The 17291-nt window shown below is 64.4% G+C and carries 15 protein-coding genes; 13 read left to right on the top strand and 2 right to left on the bottom strand.

The window, feature by feature from the left end; translation table 11 throughout:
* The first annotated feature begins 256 nt into the window (after positions 1–256).
* The 3 genes from dctP to GQE99_RS11770 all read left to right on the top strand — a co-directional run bounded on the left by dctP (position 257) and on the right by GQE99_RS11770 (position 3266).
* Positions 257–1411 carry a TRAP transporter substrate-binding protein DctP gene (gene dctP, locus GQE99_RS11780; protein ID WP_161351833.1) on the top strand — a complete coding sequence of 385 codons (1155 nt, stop codon included), beginning with the start codon at positions 257–259 and terminating at the stop codon, positions 1409–1411.
* A 69-nt stretch (positions 1412–1480) separates the two neighbouring features.
* The gene (locus tag GQE99_RS11775) at positions 1481–1972 is read left to right on the top strand and encodes a TRAP transporter small permease (protein WP_161351832.1); all 492 of its coding nucleotides are present in this window, start codon (positions 1481–1483) and stop codon (positions 1970–1972) included.
* Complete coding sequence (locus GQE99_RS11770; RefSeq protein WP_161351831.1) at positions 1965–3266, top strand: TRAP transporter large permease; 1302 nt, start codon at positions 1965–1967, stop codon at positions 3264–3266. The genes GQE99_RS11775 and GQE99_RS11770 overlap by 8 nt, the downstream gene beginning before the upstream one ends.
* Positions 3267–3280: 14 nt before the next feature.
* On the opposite strand, the gene GQE99_RS11765 is transcribed toward GQE99_RS11770, so the two are convergent.
* Positions 3281–4198, bottom strand: coding sequence for a LysR family transcriptional regulator (locus GQE99_RS11765; protein ID WP_161351830.1), 918 nt, complete (start codon positions 4196–4198; stop codon positions 3281–3283).
* Positions 4199–4500: 302 nt separating this feature from the next.
* On the opposite strand from GQE99_RS11765, the gene GQE99_RS11760 reads away from it, so the two are divergent.
* The 10 genes from GQE99_RS11760 to GQE99_RS11715 all read left to right on the top strand — a co-directional run bounded on the left by GQE99_RS11760 (position 4501) and on the right by GQE99_RS11715 (position 16352).
* On the top strand, positions 4501–4722 hold the full coding sequence (locus tag GQE99_RS11760; RefSeq protein WP_161351829.1) for a hypothetical protein: 222 nt from the start codon (positions 4501–4503) through the stop codon (positions 4720–4722).
* Complete coding sequence (locus GQE99_RS11755; protein ID WP_161351828.1) at positions 4715–5947, top strand: thiamine pyrophosphate-dependent enzyme; 1233 nt, start codon at positions 4715–4717, stop codon at positions 5945–5947. Before GQE99_RS11760 ends, GQE99_RS11755 begins: the two co-directional genes overlap by 8 nt.
* A 1-nt stretch (position 5948) precedes the next feature.
* A complete protein-coding gene (locus tag GQE99_RS11750; protein WP_161351827.1) occupies positions 5949–6962 on the top strand; it encodes an alpha-ketoacid dehydrogenase subunit beta in 1014 nt (337 codons plus the stop codon).
* 3 nt (positions 6963–6965) lie between these two features.
* Entirely contained in the window at positions 6966–8243 is a 1278-nt protein-coding gene (locus GQE99_RS11745; protein ID WP_161351826.1) for a dihydrolipoamide acetyltransferase family protein, read from the top strand.
* Positions 8236–9618, top strand: coding sequence for a dihydrolipoyl dehydrogenase (gene lpdA, locus GQE99_RS11740; protein ID WP_161351825.1), 1383 nt, complete (start codon positions 8236–8238; stop codon positions 9616–9618). The genes GQE99_RS11745 and lpdA overlap by 8 nt, the downstream gene beginning before the upstream one ends.
* 94 nt (positions 9619–9712) lie before the next feature.
* Entirely contained in the window at positions 9713–10192 is a 480-nt protein-coding gene (locus GQE99_RS11735) for an Lrp/AsnC family transcriptional regulator (RefSeq protein ID WP_161351824.1), read from the top strand.
* Between the two features lie 147 nt (positions 10193–10339).
* Positions 10340–12082 (top strand): CocE/NonD family hydrolase, encoded by a 1743-nt coding sequence (locus GQE99_RS11730; RefSeq protein WP_202530757.1) that lies wholly within the window; start codon positions 10340–10342, stop codon positions 12080–12082.
* 84 nt (positions 12083–12166) lie between these two features.
* Positions 12167–13315, top strand: coding sequence for an alpha-hydroxy acid oxidase (locus GQE99_RS11725; protein ID WP_161351823.1), 1149 nt, complete (start codon positions 12167–12169; stop codon positions 13313–13315).
* 43 nt (positions 13316–13358) lie between these two features.
* On the top strand, positions 13359–14225 hold the full coding sequence (locus GQE99_RS11720; protein WP_161351822.1) for a Rossmann-like and DUF2520 domain-containing protein: 867 nt from the start codon (positions 13359–13361) through the stop codon (positions 14223–14225).
* Between the two features lie 33 nt (positions 14226–14258).
* Positions 14259–16352: an acetate--CoA ligase family protein gene (locus GQE99_RS11715; RefSeq protein WP_161351821.1), complete on the top strand. Its 2094-nt coding sequence runs from the start codon at positions 14259–14261 to the stop codon at positions 16350–16352.
* A gap of 46 nt (positions 16353–16398) precedes the next feature.
* Here GQE99_RS11715 and GQE99_RS11710 read toward each other — a convergent pair whose 3' ends face one another.
* Entirely contained in the window at positions 16399–17283 is an 885-nt protein-coding gene (locus GQE99_RS11710) for a VOC family protein (RefSeq protein ID WP_161351820.1), read from the bottom strand.
* Positions 17284–17291 lie beyond the last annotated feature (8 nt).

Below are 17291 nucleotides of genomic sequence, written 5' to 3'. Positions count from 1 at the left end.
GTTGCAACTCAAAGCCGCCGCACAGACAAGCCCGCGACAAGGCCGCGCCGGAAGCAGGCAGGAGGTGAAAAGACCGCCGGATGACACGAAAGGTGCGCGGCGACGGGGCAGACACCGGAGGGACAGCGACCCGGTCCGCGCATGATGCGAGACGGGCAAACGCTGACCATTCGGCATTCCGGGCGGACGTTGCGCCGGCCGGCCGGAGGTTCGGGAGGAACCTTCGGGCACAGCAACGACACTTAGGGAGGACACCATGAAGTATATGATTTCCGCGATGTGTGCGGGTTCACTGTTCCTGACGACGGGCGCCGGCCATGCCGAGTCTCTCGTCCAGCGTTATCTCGACGGCGACCCCGCGGTCGCACTGTCGACGCAGCTTGACTACGACGGCCCAACCGTCCGCATCCGGTATTCCACGCTCGCGCCGAGCGCGGGGATGTCGGGCGAGTTCTTCGGGGCTCTCTTTGACCGGCTTGAGGCGGACACCGACGGCAAGATCGTCATCGATCCGTATTACTCGAGCTCGCTGGCCGACACGCAGGCGGGCGGGTTCGAATCCGTGCGGTCGGGTTTGACCGACATCGGCACCTGCTACATGCAGTTCAACCCGTCGGGCTTCGACCTGCAATTCGGCATCCAGCTGCCGGGGATCGTGTCCCAGGCCGATGCCGGGCTTCTCGTCTACGAAGAGGCCTATGCCGAGTATTTCAAGGAAAACTACGAGCGCCGCGAGGTCTACCTCGCCCATCTCGGGCTCGGTGCGCCGAACCAGATCTACTCCAAGGAGCCGCTCGCCAGCCTCGAGGACTTCGAAGGTCAACGGGCCTGGGCAAATGGCGACGTCGCGAGCCGGACCCTGACCGCCCTCGGCATGGAGCCGACGAACGTCAACATGTCCGACTTCTACCCGGCGTTTCAGACCGGCGTGTTCGACGTCGCACCGTTCCACGACCTCGGCGCTGTGGTGTTCCGGCTGCCGGACATCGCCGACTATCGCACCGGCGTCGATCTGTGGGGCAACCCGAACGAGAACTGCATGAACATCGACTTCTGGGAAGGGCTGGACCCGGCCGTGCAGGAATACCTGTACCACTGGTTCCAGGTCTGGGGCATGGCCTATACCCAGTCGCTCATGGTCGAAGGCGGGGACTACGTCCGCGAGAACGTGCTGGCGGAGCAAGGCATCAACTTCGTCGAACTGTCCGACGAGGACCAGGCCGAGATCGACGCCGTGCTGACGCAACTGGTCGATGACTGGGCCGCCGAACGCGACGCGGACGGTCAGCCGGGCAGCGAACTTATCGCCATGATGCGCGACCGGTACGAGCACTATAACGCCATGACGGCCGACGAACGGTTCCAGAAGGTTCTGGACGAACCCGTGCCGGGCCTTGTCAACGGCTTCTAAGACCGGCTTAGAAGAGGATAACCCCGACCGGCTCTGCGCCGGTCGGGGCATCTTTGTGGAGTCATTCGCATGCTGTGGTTCATAGAAAAGACGGCCTATGCCCTTGGGGTCATCGGGGGGATCGCGCTGCTTCTGCCCATGTGCCTTGTCGTCATCTTCGACATCGGAAGCCGGCTCCTGCTCGGCAGCGGACTGCCATGGGCGGTGGATGCGGGATCGGTCATGATGGTCAGTTTCGTGTTCGCCATTCTCCCGTGGTCGCTGGTACGAGGCTCACACATCCGGATGGACATCCTCTACATCATGGCAGGACACCGGTTCCGCATCGTCGCCGATTTCATCGCGATCCTCGGCGCCGCCACGTTCTTCGGCCTGATCGGCTGGGGCGCCATCAACACGATCCCCCGTTACCTGAGGATCGGCACCGGTAGCCCCAACGTCTCGATCCCCTATTGGCCCTTCGCCGCGCTCATTCTTTTCGTATGCGCCCTCTCGCTCGTGATCCTCGTGCTTCAGATTTTCGGCCGCATGAAGAAACCGGAACAGATCCTCCATGATTGACCCCACCCTCATCGGCTACGGCACTTTCATCGTCCTTGTCGCGCTGATCCTCATCGGCGTGCCGATCGCTTGGGCGATTTCCGGCGTGTCCTTCGGCGCGCTTTTCCTCATCTACGGGATCGGCCCCACCATTTCGCAGTTCTACACCACCGCTTTCTCGAGCGCGGGCGAGTTCCTGTTTTCGGCGGTGCCGCTCTTCATCTTCGCCGGGCAGCTGATCAGCAAGGCGCGCATCGGCGAAGACCTGTTCGACACGATGCACAAGTGGTTCGGGCGCCTGCCCGGCGGCCTTCTCGTGTCGACGGTGTCCGCTTCGGCCGCCTTCGGGGCTGTCACCGGCGTCAGCGCCGCCGCCGTGGGCACGATGGCCAAGGTCGCGATGCCCGAGATGATCAGGTACAAGTACGACGTGAAGATGTCGGCCGGCGCGATCGCCTGTGCATCGACGATCGCGATCATGCTGCCGCCCAGTCTTCTGCTGATCCTCTACGGACTCCAGACCGAGACATCGATCAGCAAGCTGTTCATCGCGGGCATCGTGCCCGGCCTCATGATGGCCTTCGTCTTTTCCGCATACAACGTCATCCGGTGCAGCCTGAAGCCCGAACTGGGCCCGCCGGGCCCCCGGTTTTCGTGGCGCGAGCGGCTCGTGTCGCTGGGCAAGCTGTCACCGGTCGTCATCATCTTCGGCGTGGTGATCGGCGGACTCTACAACGGTTTCTTCACACCGGGCGAATCCGCCGCCGTCTGCGCGTTCTCGGTCCTCGTCTACGCGCTCGTCACGCGTCGCGTGAAGCTCAAGGAGATCATCGAAGCGGCCTATGACGCGGTCAGCCTGTCAGCGATGGTGTTCGCCATCCTCATCGCGATGACCGTTTTCTCGCGTGTCCTGATCGCGACGCGGGTGACGAGCGACCTCGTCGACCTGATCTCGTCTGCAGGCCTGAACAGCTATGTCGTCTTCGCCCTGTTCATCCTTCTGCTGCTCGTCCTCGCCATGTTCCTCGACGCGCTCGGTATGATCCTGCTGACACTTCCGTTCATGTTTCCCGTCATGATGGGGCTGGGGTTCGATCCGATCTGGTTCGGCATCGTGCTGGTGCTGATGAGCGAAGTCGGGCTGATCACCCCGCCAGTGGGAATGAACATCTTCATACTATCGAAGTCGTTACCATCCGTACCGACGATCCAGATGTTCCAGGGCGCTTGGCCCTATGTAGCGCTGTGCATCGGGCTCGTGATCCTGTTCACCATCTTCCCGCAGCTGGTCCTGTGGCTCCCGAACTCGATGTAGGCAACGAGGCCGGATCAGAGCAGTTTAGCGAACTTCCACTCCCCGTCCTTCATGCGCTGGCGCATCAGGTCGGTCATCGCGTTGATCAGCGAATTGTTTGAGGTCGAGAATGGCCGGGAACTGTTCACGCAGAGCTTCCACACGATGTTCAGCCCCCGGATCGGGGCAGCGTGTAGGTCGGGATCACGGTCCAGCCGGGAACTCAACGCGCAATAGGGCATGACGGTGTACCCCATCCCCCGCTGCGCGAGATCGATGCACAACGACAGGCTGTCGGCCTCGAACGCATGATTGAACCGGTACCCCTGCCGCTTCACCGCGCTTGCGACATGGCTGCTGATGGAGCTGGGCGGACCCGGCAGGATGATCGGCAATTCGTGGATGTCAGCGATCTCGACCGGAGTTTCCAGGCTCAGCTCGGTCTCCGAGTTGCCCACCAGCATGAGACCCTCGGAGAGGATCGGCGTCGTACTGAAATGCTCCGGCACCGACTCCATCTCGACGATCAGCGCACTGTCCAGCATGCCGTTTTCCATCCACACGCGAATGGTATGATTGATGCCCTCGAACACGCGCATCGAGATTTCGGGACGATCCCGGATGACCATCTCGGCAAAAGGCGCGGTCAGCAGGTGCTGCATCGAGAAGGGGAACGCCACGTTGATCTGGCGCTGGGACTTATTGCCGATCTGTTCACGCAAAAGGTCGAAATGGCGCAACATCTGCGGCGCGTGGTCGGCAAGAACCTTGCCCGCGTCCGTGAGCTGAATGCCCTGGCGCGTCCGCACGAACAGCTGCGCACCGAGATCGCGTTCGAGAAGTGCGAGCCAACGCGACAACGACGGTTGAGACATGCGAAGTTCGGCGGCGGCCTTGTTGATGCTGCCGTGTTCGCAGGTCCTCATGAAAAGCTCGATCTGACGGACTTCCATGTCCCCTCCTCCCGGTCGACATGCGGCAACGCACCGATGACGACCTCGACCTACTCGCGGAATCGATAACCATTATAGGCGATCAGAGTGACCCTATAGAACAACTCCGGGGCGGTTCAAAGGCCCTCGGAAACTGGGATCAGCAGTATTGCACGGCCATCCGGATCCATAGAGATCATTCTTTCTTTAATTCTACATTTTGAAGAATTTTTATTCTGTTTTTGCGAAACTAAGCAGAATTTCCAAAGGACATTTTCCGCCTCTTTCGCCTAAAAAAACCGAAGGGAAGGAAAGGTCATTCAGTGAGATTCAACTGCACAGAACCCGTCCAGACAGCGAGCCGAGTACTCGATATCGCGCGCCGACTCGGGCTGGAATTCGACGACTACCGCTTCACGCGCGAAGGCGCCGGGCGCAACGTGATCGAGCTTCGGCTGAGCGACCCGGACTGCCATGCCGCAACGATTTTCGAGGCCCGCCTCATGGAGATGGTCGACCTCGAACGGGAGCACGCCGATGCCTGAAGAGCGCGCACCACACCTCAACGTCCCTGCCCCGGGAATCCGCCCCGGCGGTGAACCCGATTTCACCCATGTCAGCATCCCGGCCGCCGGCGAGGTCGATCGCCCTGCCCCGGACACGCCGCCTGAAGAGATGCGCGACCTGGCCTTCACAATCATCCGCGTTCTGAACCGCAAGGGCGAAGCGGTCGGGCCATGGGCCCCCGAGGTCGCGCCCGAGATGCTGCTTCAGGGCCTGCGCGACATGGTGAAGCTGCGTACCTACGACGCGCGGATGATGACGGCGCAGCGACAGGGCAAAACGTCGTTCTACATGCAGCACCTCGGGGAGGAGGCGATTTCCTGCGCCTTCCAGCGGGCCCTGCGTAAGGGCGACATGAACTTCCCGACCTACAGGCAGGCGGGGCTCCTGATCGCGGCGGGCTATCCGCTCGTGAACATGATGAACCAGGTCTATTCCAACGACGCCGACCCTGTGCGGGGCCGGCAACTTCCGGTGTTCTACAGCTCGAAGCAGCACGGATTCTTCTCGATCTCCGGCAACCTCGCCACCCAGTATCCACAGGCGGTTGGATGGGCGATGGCGGCCGCGATCAAGCGCGAAAAGAAGCTAGCGGCGGCCTGGATCGGAGACGGCTCCACCGCCGAGAGCGACTTTCACGGCGCGCTCGTCTTCGCCTCGACATACAAGCCGCCGGTGATCCTGAACATCGTGAACAACCAATGGGCTATCTCGACGTTCCAGGGCATTGCCCGGGGTGGCGCGGGGACCTTCGCCGCCCGCGGCCATGGCTTCGGAATCCCGGCCCTCAGGGTCGACGGAAACGACTACCTCGCCGTCTACGCCGCCGCGCAATGGGCCACGGAACGCGCCCGCGCCGACCTCGGCCCAACCATCATCGAATTCGTCACCTACCGCACCGGCGGCCATTCCACCTCCGACGATCCATCGGCCTACCGCCCGAAGGAGGAAGGCTTGGCCTGGCCGCTCGGCGATCCGATCCTGCGCCTCAAAGCCCACCTGATCGCGCTCGGCGTCTGGTCCGAAGACCGCCATACGCAAGCCGAAGCCGAAATCAAGGCCGAAGTCGTCGCCGCCCAGAAAGAGGCCGAGGCCATCGGCACGCTCCACACCGGGCGCCGCCCCTCGCCGCGCGACATGTTCGAGGACGTCTTTGCCGAGATGCCCCCGCACCTTGTCCGCCAGCGCCACGAAGTGGGGTACTGACATGACGCGTATGACGATGATCGAGGCAATCCGCGACGCCCACGCCGTCGCCATGGAGGCCGACGACGACGTGATCGTAATGGGCGAGGATGTCGGGTTCTTCGGTGGCGTGTTCCGCTGCACCGCCGGGCTTCAGCAACGGTTCGGCGTGGACCGGTGCTTCGACACGCCGATCAGCGAGTTGGGGATCGTCGGCACGGCGGTCGGCATGGCCGCCTATGGCCTCAAACCCGTGGTCGAAATCCAGTTCGCGGACTACATGTATCCCGGCTACGACCAGATCGTGAGCGAGGCGGCACGCCTGCGCTATCGCTCTGCGGGCGAGTTCACCTGCCCCATGGTCGTACGCATGCCCACCGGCGGCGGTATCTATGGCGCGCAGACGCACAGCCAGTCTCCCGAAGCGCTGTTCACCCACGTTGCGGGGCTCAAGACCGTGGTGCCTTCGAACCCGGCCGACGCCAAGGGCCTGTTACTCGCGGCCATCGCCGAGCCCGATCCGGTGATCTTCCTCGAACCCAAACGCCTCTACAACGGTCCCTACGACGGCCATCACGACCGCCCCTCGGTGCCCTGGTCGAAACACCCGGATGGCGAAGTTGGGAACGGGCATTGCATTACCCCGCTCGGCAAGGCCCGGGTAATGCGCGAAGGCACGCAGGCGACACTTCTCACGTACGGCACCATGGTGCACGTCGCGCTCGCCGCCGTGGAAGAGGCGGGCGTGGATGTCGAGGTCATCGACCTGCGCACCCTTCTGCCGCTGGACCTGGACGCCATCGTCGCCTCCGTCAACAAAACGGGGCGCTGCGTGGTCCTGCACGAGGCGACGCTAACCTCTGGTTTCGGGGCGGAGCTTGCCGCACAGGTACAGGCCGAATGCTTCTACCACCTCGAGGCGCCCGTGCTTCGCGTCGCCGGCTGGGACACGCCATACCCACACGCGCAGGAATGGGATTACTTCCCCGGCCCCGACCGGGTGCGCCGTGCCATCGAAACGGTGATGGAGGACTGAGATATGGCCGAAAGGACGTTCAAGCTCCCCGACATCGGCGAGGGGATTGCCGAGGCCGAGATCGCCGACTGGCTCGTCAAGGTCGGGGACATTGTGCAGGAAGACGACCTGATCTGCGAGGTGACGACCGACAAGGCGACGGTCGAGATCCCCGCCTCGGCTGGCGGCCGCGTCACGTGGCTGGGCGGTGAACCCGGCGAAACGATGGCGATCGGCGGCGACCTGATCCGCATCGACACGGACGACGCGGCGGCGGATGACGTGGGCCGCGAGGCGAAGGCACCGGAGGAGCCGGACGCTGTGCACTCGCCGGAGCCGGTGGAAAGCCCTCCCGCCCCCCAACCGGCTCCGTCACGAGCCCCCCAGTCCACAGCGCCCTCGATGCTTGGCGCACGGGACGCGACCGGCAATCCGCTTGCCGCCCCATCGGTGCGCGGGCGCGCCCGGGAGGCCGGGGTCGACCTCAGGCGCGTGCGCGGCACGGGGCCCGCGGGGCGCATCCTTCACTCGGACCTCGAGGATTTCATCGCGCATGGCGCCGCCATGCAGGGCACCGGCCCGGAACCACGCACCGCCACGACCGAGATCCCCGTCACAGGCGTACGTCGCGCAATCGCGGAGCGAATGGCCGACGCCAAGCGCCACATCCCGCATTTCTCGATCATCGAAGAGGTGGAAGTCGAGGCGCTGGAAGAGCTGCGCGGTCGGCTCAATGACCGCTTCGGCGCTGACCGGGGCAAGCTCACGCTGCTCCCGTTCATCATCCGCGCCGTGTCGGAGGCGATCCTCGACCACCCCGAGATCAACGCGCATTTCGACGACGAGGCGGGGGTCGTCACCCGGTACGAGGCACTGCATGCTGGCATCGCGACCCAGACCTACCAGGGGCTCATGGTCCCCGTGATCGAACATGCCGAAGCCTTGTCGCTGTGGGAGACCGCGGCCGAACTGCGCCGCCTTTCCGATGCCGCCCGAGCACGGCGCGCAGGCCCGAAGGAGCTCACGGGTTCGACCCTGTCGATCACGTCGCTCGGCCCCCTCGGCGCCATCGCGACGACACCGATCATCAACCGGCCCGAGGTCGCAATCGTCGGCATCAACAAGATGTCGGTGCGCCCGGTTTGGAACGGTGGCAAATTCGTGCCCCGCCGCATGATGAACCTGTCATGCAGCTTCGATCACCGCGTGGTCGACGGCTGGGTTGCGGCGGAGTTCGTGGCCAAACTCAAATCCCTACTCGAAGTGCCCGCAATGCTGTTCATGGAGTACCGCGATGAATGAAGTGAATACCAGCCTGCTCGTCATCGGCGGCGGCCCCGGCGGATATGTCTGCGCGGCGCGTGCGGCACGGCTGGGCGTCGATACCTTGCTTGTCGAAAAGGACCGTCTGGGGGGTACCTGCCTGAACGTCGGGTGCATCCCGTCGAAGGCGCTGATCCACGCGGCGGGCAAATACGCCACCGCATTGTCGCAGGCAGAGGGCGGCACCTGCGGTGTGTCGGTGGCCGACCCTGTGCTCGATTTCGCAAAAACGCGCAGATGGATGGACGAGGTGACGGGAAAGCTCCGCTCGGGTGTGACCGGGATGATGGAACAGCATGGGGTCAAGACCATGCAGGGTGTGGCCCGGTTTCGCGACGGAAAGACCGTCGAGGTGACGGGCGAGACCGGAACGACGCTGGTGCGCGCGGATCACGTGGTCATCGCCACCGGGTCCCGGCCGGTCGAGCTGCCCGGACTTCCAACCGGCGGCAAAGTGCTCGACAGTACCGCCGCGCTCGCACTCAACGACGTACCAGATCGGATCGCCGTGATCGGCGCAGGATACATCGGCCTCGAACTCGGCACCGCCTTCGCCAAACTGGGCGCGCAAGTGACCTTGATCGAGGCCGCCGATGCCCTGCTGCCGCAATACGACCGGAGGCTCACCAGTTCTGTTGTGAAACGGCTGGGCGCGCTCGGCGTCACCCTGATGACCGATACCCGCGTGACCGGCTGGGACGAGGGCGGCGGCACGCTCGATCTCGAAGGCGCACGGGGCAAGAGTGCGCTTGAAGTCGACAACGTGCTCGTCACCGTCGGGCGCACCGCAAACACGGATGGCCTCGGGCTCGAGGAGCTTCAGCTACGTATGACCGGGGCATTCATCCGGATCGACGACGAATGCCGCACATCCATGCGCGGGGTCTATGCGATCGGGGACGTTACAGCGGGGCCCATGCTGGCCCACCGCGCCACCGCGCAGGCGGAGGTGGTCGCGGATATCGTTGCAGGGCATCCGGCGGCATGGGACAAGTCCTGTGTCCCAGCCGTGTGCTTCACCGACCCCGAGATCGTGAGCGTTGGACTGCTTCCGGACGAACCGGAAGGAGCGGTGGAGAACTCGGAGTTTTCGTTCCGGGCCAATGGGCGCGCCCTATCGCTCGAGGACGCCGAGGGCTTCGTACGCGTGATCGCCCGGCGCGAGGACCACGTGGTCTTGGGCGTCCAGGCGACGGGACCCGGCGTGTCGGAGCTGGCCGCGGGCTTCGCCATCGCGATCGAGGCCGGACTGAGGGTCGAAGACGTCGCCGCGACGATCCATCCGCACCCCACCCTGAGCGAAGCATTCCAGGAAAGCGCTCTCGGACTGGCTTCCTTCCCAAACCATCGCTGATGTGGATGGCCATCAGCCAGATTCCGAAACAGACTTTCTCTCGGACCTGATTTCAAAGTAGAATATCTTCGGATTTGTTGATGCCGGAGAAGAAATGACCAGCCGTCCGCTCGACCGCCTCGACAGCCGTATCCTCGCCATTCTGTCCGAGGACGGCCGCATCTCGAACGCGAATCTCGCGCAGGCCGTGGGCCTGTCGCCCAGCCCATGCTGGCAGCGCGTCCGGCGGCTCGAGGAAGAGGGTGTGATCTCGGGCTACCGGGCGATCGTGGACCGTGCCAAACTCGGCAGCTCCGAGATCGTGATGATCGAGGTCATCCTCGACCGCCACGACGACGAAGTGCTCGAAAACTTTGGCCGCGCGATGCAGGAGATGCCCGAAGTGCTCGAGGTCATGTTGACCACAGGGGAGTACGACTACCTCATCAAGGTCGCCGTGAGCGGTACGCGCGCCTACGAGGAATTCCTGCGATCGAAGCTCTACCGCGTGCCGGGTATACGCCATTCGCGGTCCAGCTTCGTGCTGCGCTCGCTCAAGGAACGCCAGTACGACCCAAGCCTCCAGGCCGGTTGACGCACGCGGCCAGCGCCATAACGCGAAATCGTTATAGCACCTATAGACCAAGTTTATTATCGCCCTCCCTTCATCTCGCTAGCCTGCAACATGGACAGGTCCGGAGCACGGCTTCGGGCAGGTATTTCCGAACGTTGGGAGGAGCGTATGACGCAAGTTCGTGATGGTATGATGATCGATTGGGACGTGCCGATCGAAATGGACGACGGGATCGTGCTGCGTGCCGATATCTATCGCCCCGAGAAAGCCGGCAAGTACCCGGTGCTGATTTCGTACGGGCCCTATGGCAAGGGGCTCGCGTTCTATGACGCGCATTTCAAGGTGGTGTGGGACTCGCTAACCGAGGCCTACCCCGAGGTCGCGTCGCATTCATCGAACAAGTACATGGCCTGGGAGCTCCCCGATCCCGAGCGTTGGACCCGCGAGGGCTATATCTGCGTGCGCGTGGACAGCCGTGGCTCCGGCCGCTCGCCCGGCGTGCTCGACATGTTCTCGCCGCGACAGGCACAGGATTTCCACGACTGCATCGAATGGGTCGGGGCGCAGGACTGGTGCACCGGTGATGTCGGGATTAGCGGCGTATCGTACTACGCCAGCACGCAGTGGCAGGTCGCCGCCCTTCAGCCGCCGAGCCTCAAGGCCATGTTCGCCTTCGAAGGCGCGTCCGATTTCTACCGCGAGCTCGCCCGCCACGGCGGCATCCTGACGACGTTCTGGGACAACCTGCTCGCGCAGGTCGAGAACCTCCAGCATGGCATGGGCAAACGTGGACTGCGCAGCAAGGTGACGGGCGATCTCGTGTCGGGGCCCGAAACCCTGTCGCCCGAGGAGCTGCACGCGAACTACCGCAACATCTACAAGGAATTCATCGAGCGCGAGACCGAGGACGAGTACTACACCGCGCGCAACCCTGACTGGAGCAAGGTGACCGTCCCCTTCGTCTCGGCGACCAACATCGGCGGCCAGGCGCTCCACCAACGCGGTAATATCGAAGCGTTTGCGAACGCCGCGTCCGAGGAGAAGTACCTCGAAATCCACGGCGGCGAGCACTGGACCCACTTCTTCACGGACTATGGCTTCGAGATGCAGAAGGCGTTCTTCGACTGCTACCTGAAGGGCGACAAGGAAGCGTGGAAGAACCACCCACGCGTCTACCTGCAGGTGCGAAAGCCCGACGACACTCTGTTCCAGCGTGACGAGCAGGAATGGCCGCTGGCACGGACGGATTGGACCAAGTTCTACATCGACGCCGAGAACATGCGCCTGAGCACCACGCCCCCGACCGGAGAGGCAACGGTCAGCTACGAGGGCTTCGGGGACGGCGTGACCTTCCTGTCAGATCCGTTCGAGGAGACCACGGAGATCACGGGACCCAGCGTGGCGAAGGTGACGGTGTCTTCGGAAACCGAGGATGCCGACCTCTTCCTCGTTCTGCGCCTGTTCGGTCCGGACATGAAGGAATGCAACTTCATCGGTGCAGCCGATGCGGCCACGCCCCTCACGCATGGCTGGCTACGTGCGTCACACCGCAAGCTCGACGAGGAGAAGTCGCTGCCATGGCGCCCGTTCCACAGCCACGATGAGATCCAGAAGCTGACGCCGGGCGATCCCGTCGATCTCGACGTTGAGGTCTGGCCGACCGCCATCGAGGTTCCGAAGGGCTACCGCATCGCGCTCAGCATCCAGGGCAAGGACTATTCCTCGCCGGCGGTCAAGCTGATGCCAAAGGGCGTGATGCCCCGCATCTCCAACAACGGCGTCGGGTTCCTCACGCACCAGAGTGGCCGTGACCGCCCGCCGGAGGTCTTCGGCAAGACCGTGACGCTGCACACCGGGCATGACGGCGAAAATGCACCGCACGTGATGCTCCCGGTCATTCCGGCCAAGTGAGAATGACGTCGGCAGGTCCTTCAGGGTCTGTCGACCCTGCCATCACGATGGCAAATCCCGATCCAACCTGCGAATAAACCGAGCATGAGAAGCACCGACAGCTATTTCTGCATTGACGATTTCGTCGCCGGAGCACGGCGATACCTGCCCCGCATGATGTTCGATTTCGCGGCGGGCGCGGTGTTCGACGACGTGACATTCCGGCGCAACCGCTCGGCTTTCCAGCGCTACATCCTGAAACAACGTGTCCTCGTCGACATGTCGACACGGGACATCGGCATCGACCTGTTCGGCAAGCGCCGCGACCTGCCGCTCATCATCGCGCCGACCGGCCCGGCCGGCATGGTGCGCTACAAGGGCGAAGTCGCGCTCGCCCGTCAGGCGGCTGCGACAGGCATCCCCTTCACCCTGTCCTCAGCCTCGTCCACACCCCTTGAGGAGGTCGCGCGCGACGGCGGTGGAGACTGCTGGTTCCAGCTTTACGTCAGCCCCGATCTCCCGCGGTCCTATGAGGTGGTGAGGCGAGCGGAAACGGCCGGATACGAGGCGCTCGTGCTTACGGTCGACAGCAATTTCGGCCACGCCCGCGAACGGGACCTGAAGAACGGGCTGACCATTCCCTATGGCCTGAACCGGCGCAACGCGTTCGACCTTCTGTCGCACCCGGGCTGGCTGACTACGACCGTTCTGCCCTATCTCATGCGCGGCGGCATTCCCGGCTTTCCGAATTTCGCGACAGCGCGCGACGACCAGGGGAACGAGAGGTTCCTGAAATTTCCGGGCTTCAACTGGAGCCACCTGGACGAGCTGCGGTCGGCCTGGCCGCGCAAGCTCATACTCAAAGGCATCCTGACGCCGGAAGACGCCCGGCGCGCCGCCGATGCCGGGGCCGACGCGATCATCGTGTCGAACCATGGCGGGAACGTCTTCGATGCCGCACCCGCGACGCTCGATGCCTTGCCCACCATTGTCGAGGCGGTCGGCGACCGCATGACGGTAATCGTGGACGGCGGCGTCCGGCGCGGGTCGGACGTGGTGACGGCGATGGCGCTCGGCGCCGATGCGGTGATGATCGGGCGCGCCACCCTGCTCGCTCTCGCCGCCGCGGGCGAGCCGGGCGTGAAATGTGCACTCGACATTCTAAGGGGCGAGATCGACCATACGCTCGCAATGATCGGCCAGCCCGAGCTGGCCCGCGTGGACGACAGCATCGTGTCGCGCGCCCCGGCCTGATCCGGGAGCGACACCGGGTGCAATCCCTGGGGGAGAGGACGCTATGATACGGACCATGTCATTGGTCGGGGCCGGCAACGTCGGACGCACCCTGGCCAGCCTTTTCACGCAAAACGGGATCGACGTGACCGGCGTGACCAGCCGCAGCGCGGGCTCGACCAAGCGGGCGGCCGACTTGTTCGGGGCCACACCGGTCGAGCGGATCGAGGATCTGCCCGAAACCGATCTCGTTCTCATCACCACGCCTGACGACCTGATCGCCGACGCGGCGGCACGCCTTGCCGGATCGGGACGGCTGGCCGAGGGAGCGGTCCTTCTGCATTGCAGCGGCGCGACGCCGTCCTCCGTCCTGCGCCACGACAGCCCCCGCCCATACCACGTGGCGAGCGTTCACCCGGTCAAGACCTTCACCGATCCGATCCGTGACGCGGCCAGTTTCCCCGGCACGTATTGCGGCGCGGAGGGCGATCCAGAGGCGCTCGATGCGCTGTTGGCGCTGTTCGAAAAGATCGGTGCTCGATGCTTTCGCATCCGTGAAGAGCACAAACTGCTCTACCACACGGCCAGCGTCTACGCGAGCGCCTACCTCTTCGGAATCATCAAGATTGCCTTTGACCTCTACGAGGTCGCGGGGGTGGACCGCGACGTGGCAGCGGAAATCCTCGACCCGATCATGCACGCCACCGTGTCCAATGCCCTGACGCACGGACCGGAGAAGACCGTGACCGGTCCCGTCTCGCGTGGCGACGTGGGCGTCGTCGAACGTCAGATCGCGGCACTCGAGAAGAATTTCCCGGACCGTGCGGCGCTCTACAAGGCGCTCGGCCGCGAAGCTCTCGACCTGTCCGAAGCCAAGGGCGCGGCCTCTCCCGAAAGCATTGCTCGTCTGAAAGATGTGCTGGGGTCCTGAGCCCCGGTGCGACAAACAAGAAGGATCATCGCCATGAGCGCAGACACCGGAGACTCCGCCCGACGCGCCTCTACAGAAACGCGGCATCAGAACCTCGGTCGACTGTTCAACCCGCGCTCGATCGCTGTGGTCGGTGCTTCGTCCGATCCGGCGAAGGCAGGGTCACAGGCCCTGTCAACCCTTTCGCGGTTCCCCGGCACGCTGGTCGGCGTGCACCCGCGCGAAACCGACATCCGGGGGGTGCCTTGTTACCCGAGCTTCGCAGATCTGCCAAAACCCGTCGACCTCGCCGTCCTCGCGATCCCCGCGAAAGCCTGCGTCGCAGCAGCGGCTGACGCAGCCGAAAGTGGCGTCGGCGGTGTCTTCATCGTCTCTGGCGGCTTCGGCGAAAGCGGCGAAGACGGCGCACGTCTTCAGGAAGAGCTGGGCGAAATCTGCCGACGCACCGGCATGCGGTTGCTGGGACCCAACACATCCGGCTTCGTCAAACCCTCGACCCGGTGCATTGCGAGTTTCGTGCCTGGTGTCGATACGATCGGGGCCGGACACATCGCCGTTGTCGCGCAGTCCGGCGGCGTGAACCTGAGCATCGGCTACATGCTCGACACGCTCGGCGAGGGTGTGTCGATCGCCGCGGGGCTGGGAAATGCCGTGGACATCGGTACAGCCGACATGCTCGACCTTCTCGCCGACGACCCCGACACCAAGGCCATCGCGCTGCACCTCGAGGGCGTTACCGAAGGACGCGCCCTGTACGAGGCGCTGTGCCGCGTCACCCCGCGCAAGCCGGTTGTGGCCGTTGTCGCGGGCCGCTCGGATATTGGGGAGTTCGCCGTGTCGCATACCGGCAACCTGATGGGGTCGCGCGATCGGCCAGTGGCCGCGCTCACACAGGGCGGCGCGGTCGTGGTCGATACGCTGGACGATCTGGCGCAGGCTGTATCGGTGCTGGCGCATCGTCGCCTGCCCGCCCGACCCGCGACGGGGTTGGCGCTGATCACAGGCCAGGCCGGGCCCGGCCTCCTGATCACAGACGCGCTCAAGACCGCCGGTGTCGGGGTTCCGGAACTCGCCCCCGCCACGGTGGACGATATCCAGGGCCGGCTACCTCCGATGACCTTCGTGAAGAACCCGGTCGATACGGGGCGCCCCGGCCCGGGCTTTCCCGACATCGTGAAGGCCGCGGCCGCAGATCCGGGCGTCGACGCGGTGCTGGTCTTCGGGATCAGCGAGCCATCAGTCCTGAACCCATCCGAGGCGCTGACGCCCGCATACACTGACACAGGCAAGACGGTCGTCTTCGGCACGCTCGGCCCGGACGAGGACGTGGCGGTCACGCGCGCCGGCCTCGAAGAGGCAGGCATCCCGATGGTGCTGGGCCCCGATCGGCTCGCCCTTGGCGGCATTGTGCTGGCCCGTGACGCCCGGCACCAATGGTTGCTGTCCGAACGCGGTAGCGCCCAGCCGGAGCCCCCCGCCGCTCCTTTGACCGGAGCCTTCGACGAAGCTCGAGCCAAGGAATTGCTGCGCGACTACGGCATCGCGGCCCCTCAGAGCCGCCTGTGCGAAACCCGTGCCGAGGCCGAGGCTGCCTTCGCAGAGCTGTCCAAGCCCGTGGTCGTCAAGATTGCTGCGGCGGACATCGCGCACAAGACCGAGGCGGGCGGTGTTGTCCTCGACGTCGCGACCGACGCGGACCTCGCGGCCGCGCTGAACCGGATCGCGGCCATCCCGACAGCCACACCGGAACGCGTACTCATCGAGGAGATGGCCCCCGACGGCATCGAGCTCATCATCGGAGGTATTCGCGATCCGTCATGGGGTCCTTGCGTGGTGCTGGGACTGGGCGGCATCCTCGCCGAGGCCGTGTCGGACAGCGCAGTAGGCATCGCCCCCCTGTCGGACATGGACGTGGACAACATGCTCGAGGGGCTTCGTGGCAAGGCGCTGCTCGACGGCTTCCGGGGTCTTCCCCGGGCCGATCGCAGCGCGGTCTCGGCAGCCGCGATGGCCGTGGGGCGCATCCTCGCCGAGCACCCCGAGATTGCCGAGATCGAGATCAATCCACTGCGCGTGAACGAAGCGGGCGCGGTCGCGCTCGACGCGCTCGTCGTGATTGAAGACTGAAAGAAAAAAACCGCGGCCCCTCGGGCCGCGGTTCTTTTTGCCTGCCTCAGTCGAGGAAGCCTTCAGGCGGCGGGCTGCCCCACATGTTCGCAGCGAGCTGGATATCTTCCCAAGTCTTGCCCTTCTGCGGGAATTCCTGGTGCGTGCGGCGCGGCTCATAGGTGCCGAGCTCCTCGTTCACGCGGTCGAGTTCGCAGAACAGCTCGATGATCTGGCCATCCGCGTTGCGATGGTAGGTCGAGATGTTGTGCCCGATCCCGTGGCGCACCGGCCCCCAGACGAGAGGGATGCGGTCCTGCGCGAGCCAGTCGCAGGCATCGCGGATATGGGTCCAGTCGCGCAGCTCGAACGCGATGTGGTGCATCTTCGACTTGGCCCCGTCCACGAGGTTGATCGTGTGATGATCCGGCCCGCAGCGCAGGAAGGCAAAGAAATCGCCCATCCAGTCGCTGACCGTGAAACCCAGAACGTCGCAATAGAACTTCACCGTCGATTGCGTGTCGGTGCAGTTGAACGCCACGTGCCCGAGCTTGTTGGGCGAAATGCCCGAGGGCTGGAACCCGACGCCGGCCGGCTCCGCCTCGACGAAGGCTTCGACATTGGTGCCGTTGTTGTCGGAAAATATCAGCGCGTCCTTGATGTCCGGCTGTGCGTCGGTGCGGCGCTCGGTCTTGATGCCGTGCGCCTGCACCTGCTTTTCATACGCGTCCAGATCGGTGCCCGGCGGAAGCTGGAACCCGACGGCATCGCAGCGCGCCTCGCCCCCCTTGCGCAAGGCTACCGTGTGGTGGTCGCCACCGGCCGACAGGTAGGCCGCGTCGCCATCCTGTTCGACGAGCGTGAGCCCCATGATCTTAGTGTAATGTTCGACCTGCGCTTCCAAGTCCGGCGTCTCGAACGCCGTGTATACGATGCGGTTGACCTTTATCATCTCCGTCT

Source organism: Maritimibacter harenae, assembly GCF_009882975.1.
GTDB lineage: Bacteria > Pseudomonadota > Alphaproteobacteria > Rhodobacterales > Rhodobacteraceae > Maritimibacter > Maritimibacter harenae.
Note: the sequence above shows the minus strand (reverse complement) of the source record. Positions and strands in the feature narration are given on the sequence as shown.

Excerpts from the sequence above, each read along its gene's own strand:
- GQE99_RS11720 (WP_161351822.1), top strand. The coding sequence starts at position 13,359 with ATGATACGGACCATGTCATTGGTCGGGGCCGGCAACGTCGGACGCACC.
- GQE99_RS11775 (WP_161351832.1), top strand. The coding sequence starts at position 1,481 with ATGCTGTGGTTCATAGAAAAGACGGCCTATGCCCTTGGGGTCATCGGG.
- lpdA (WP_161351825.1), top strand. The coding sequence starts at position 8,236 with ATGAATGAAGTGAATACCAGCCTGCTCGTCATCGGCGGCGGCCCCGGC.
- dctP (WP_161351833.1), top strand. The coding sequence starts at position 257 with ATGAAGTATATGATTTCCGCGATGTGTGCGGGTTCACTGTTCCTGACG.
- GQE99_RS11765 (WP_161351830.1), bottom strand. The coding sequence starts at position 4,198 with ATGGAAGTCCGTCAGATCGAGCTTTTCATGAGGACCTGCGAACACGGC.
- GQE99_RS11725 (WP_161351823.1), top strand. The coding sequence starts at position 12,167 with ATGAGAAGCACCGACAGCTATTTCTGCATTGACGATTTCGTCGCCGGA.
- GQE99_RS11755 (WP_161351828.1), top strand. The coding sequence starts at position 4,715 with ATGCCTGAAGAGCGCGCACCACACCTCAACGTCCCTGCCCCGGGAATC.
- GQE99_RS11745 (WP_161351826.1), top strand. The coding sequence starts at position 6,966 with ATGGCCGAAAGGACGTTCAAGCTCCCCGACATCGGCGAGGGGATTGCC.
- GQE99_RS11770 (WP_161351831.1), top strand. The coding sequence starts at position 1,965 with ATGATTGACCCCACCCTCATCGGCTACGGCACTTTCATCGTCCTTGTC.
- GQE99_RS11735 (WP_161351824.1), top strand. The coding sequence starts at position 9,713 with ATGACCAGCCGTCCGCTCGACCGCCTCGACAGCCGTATCCTCGCCATT.
- GQE99_RS11730 (WP_202530757.1), top strand. The coding sequence starts at position 10,340 with ATGACGCAAGTTCGTGATGGTATGATGATCGATTGGGACGTGCCGATC.
- GQE99_RS11750 (WP_161351827.1), top strand. The coding sequence starts at position 5,949 with ATGACGCGTATGACGATGATCGAGGCAATCCGCGACGCCCACGCCGTC.
- GQE99_RS11715 (WP_161351821.1), top strand. The coding sequence starts at position 14,259 with ATGAGCGCAGACACCGGAGACTCCGCCCGACGCGCCTCTACAGAAACG.
- GQE99_RS11710 (WP_161351820.1), bottom strand. The coding sequence starts at position 17,283 with ATGATAAAGGTCAACCGCATCGTATACACGGCGTTCGAGACGCCGGAC.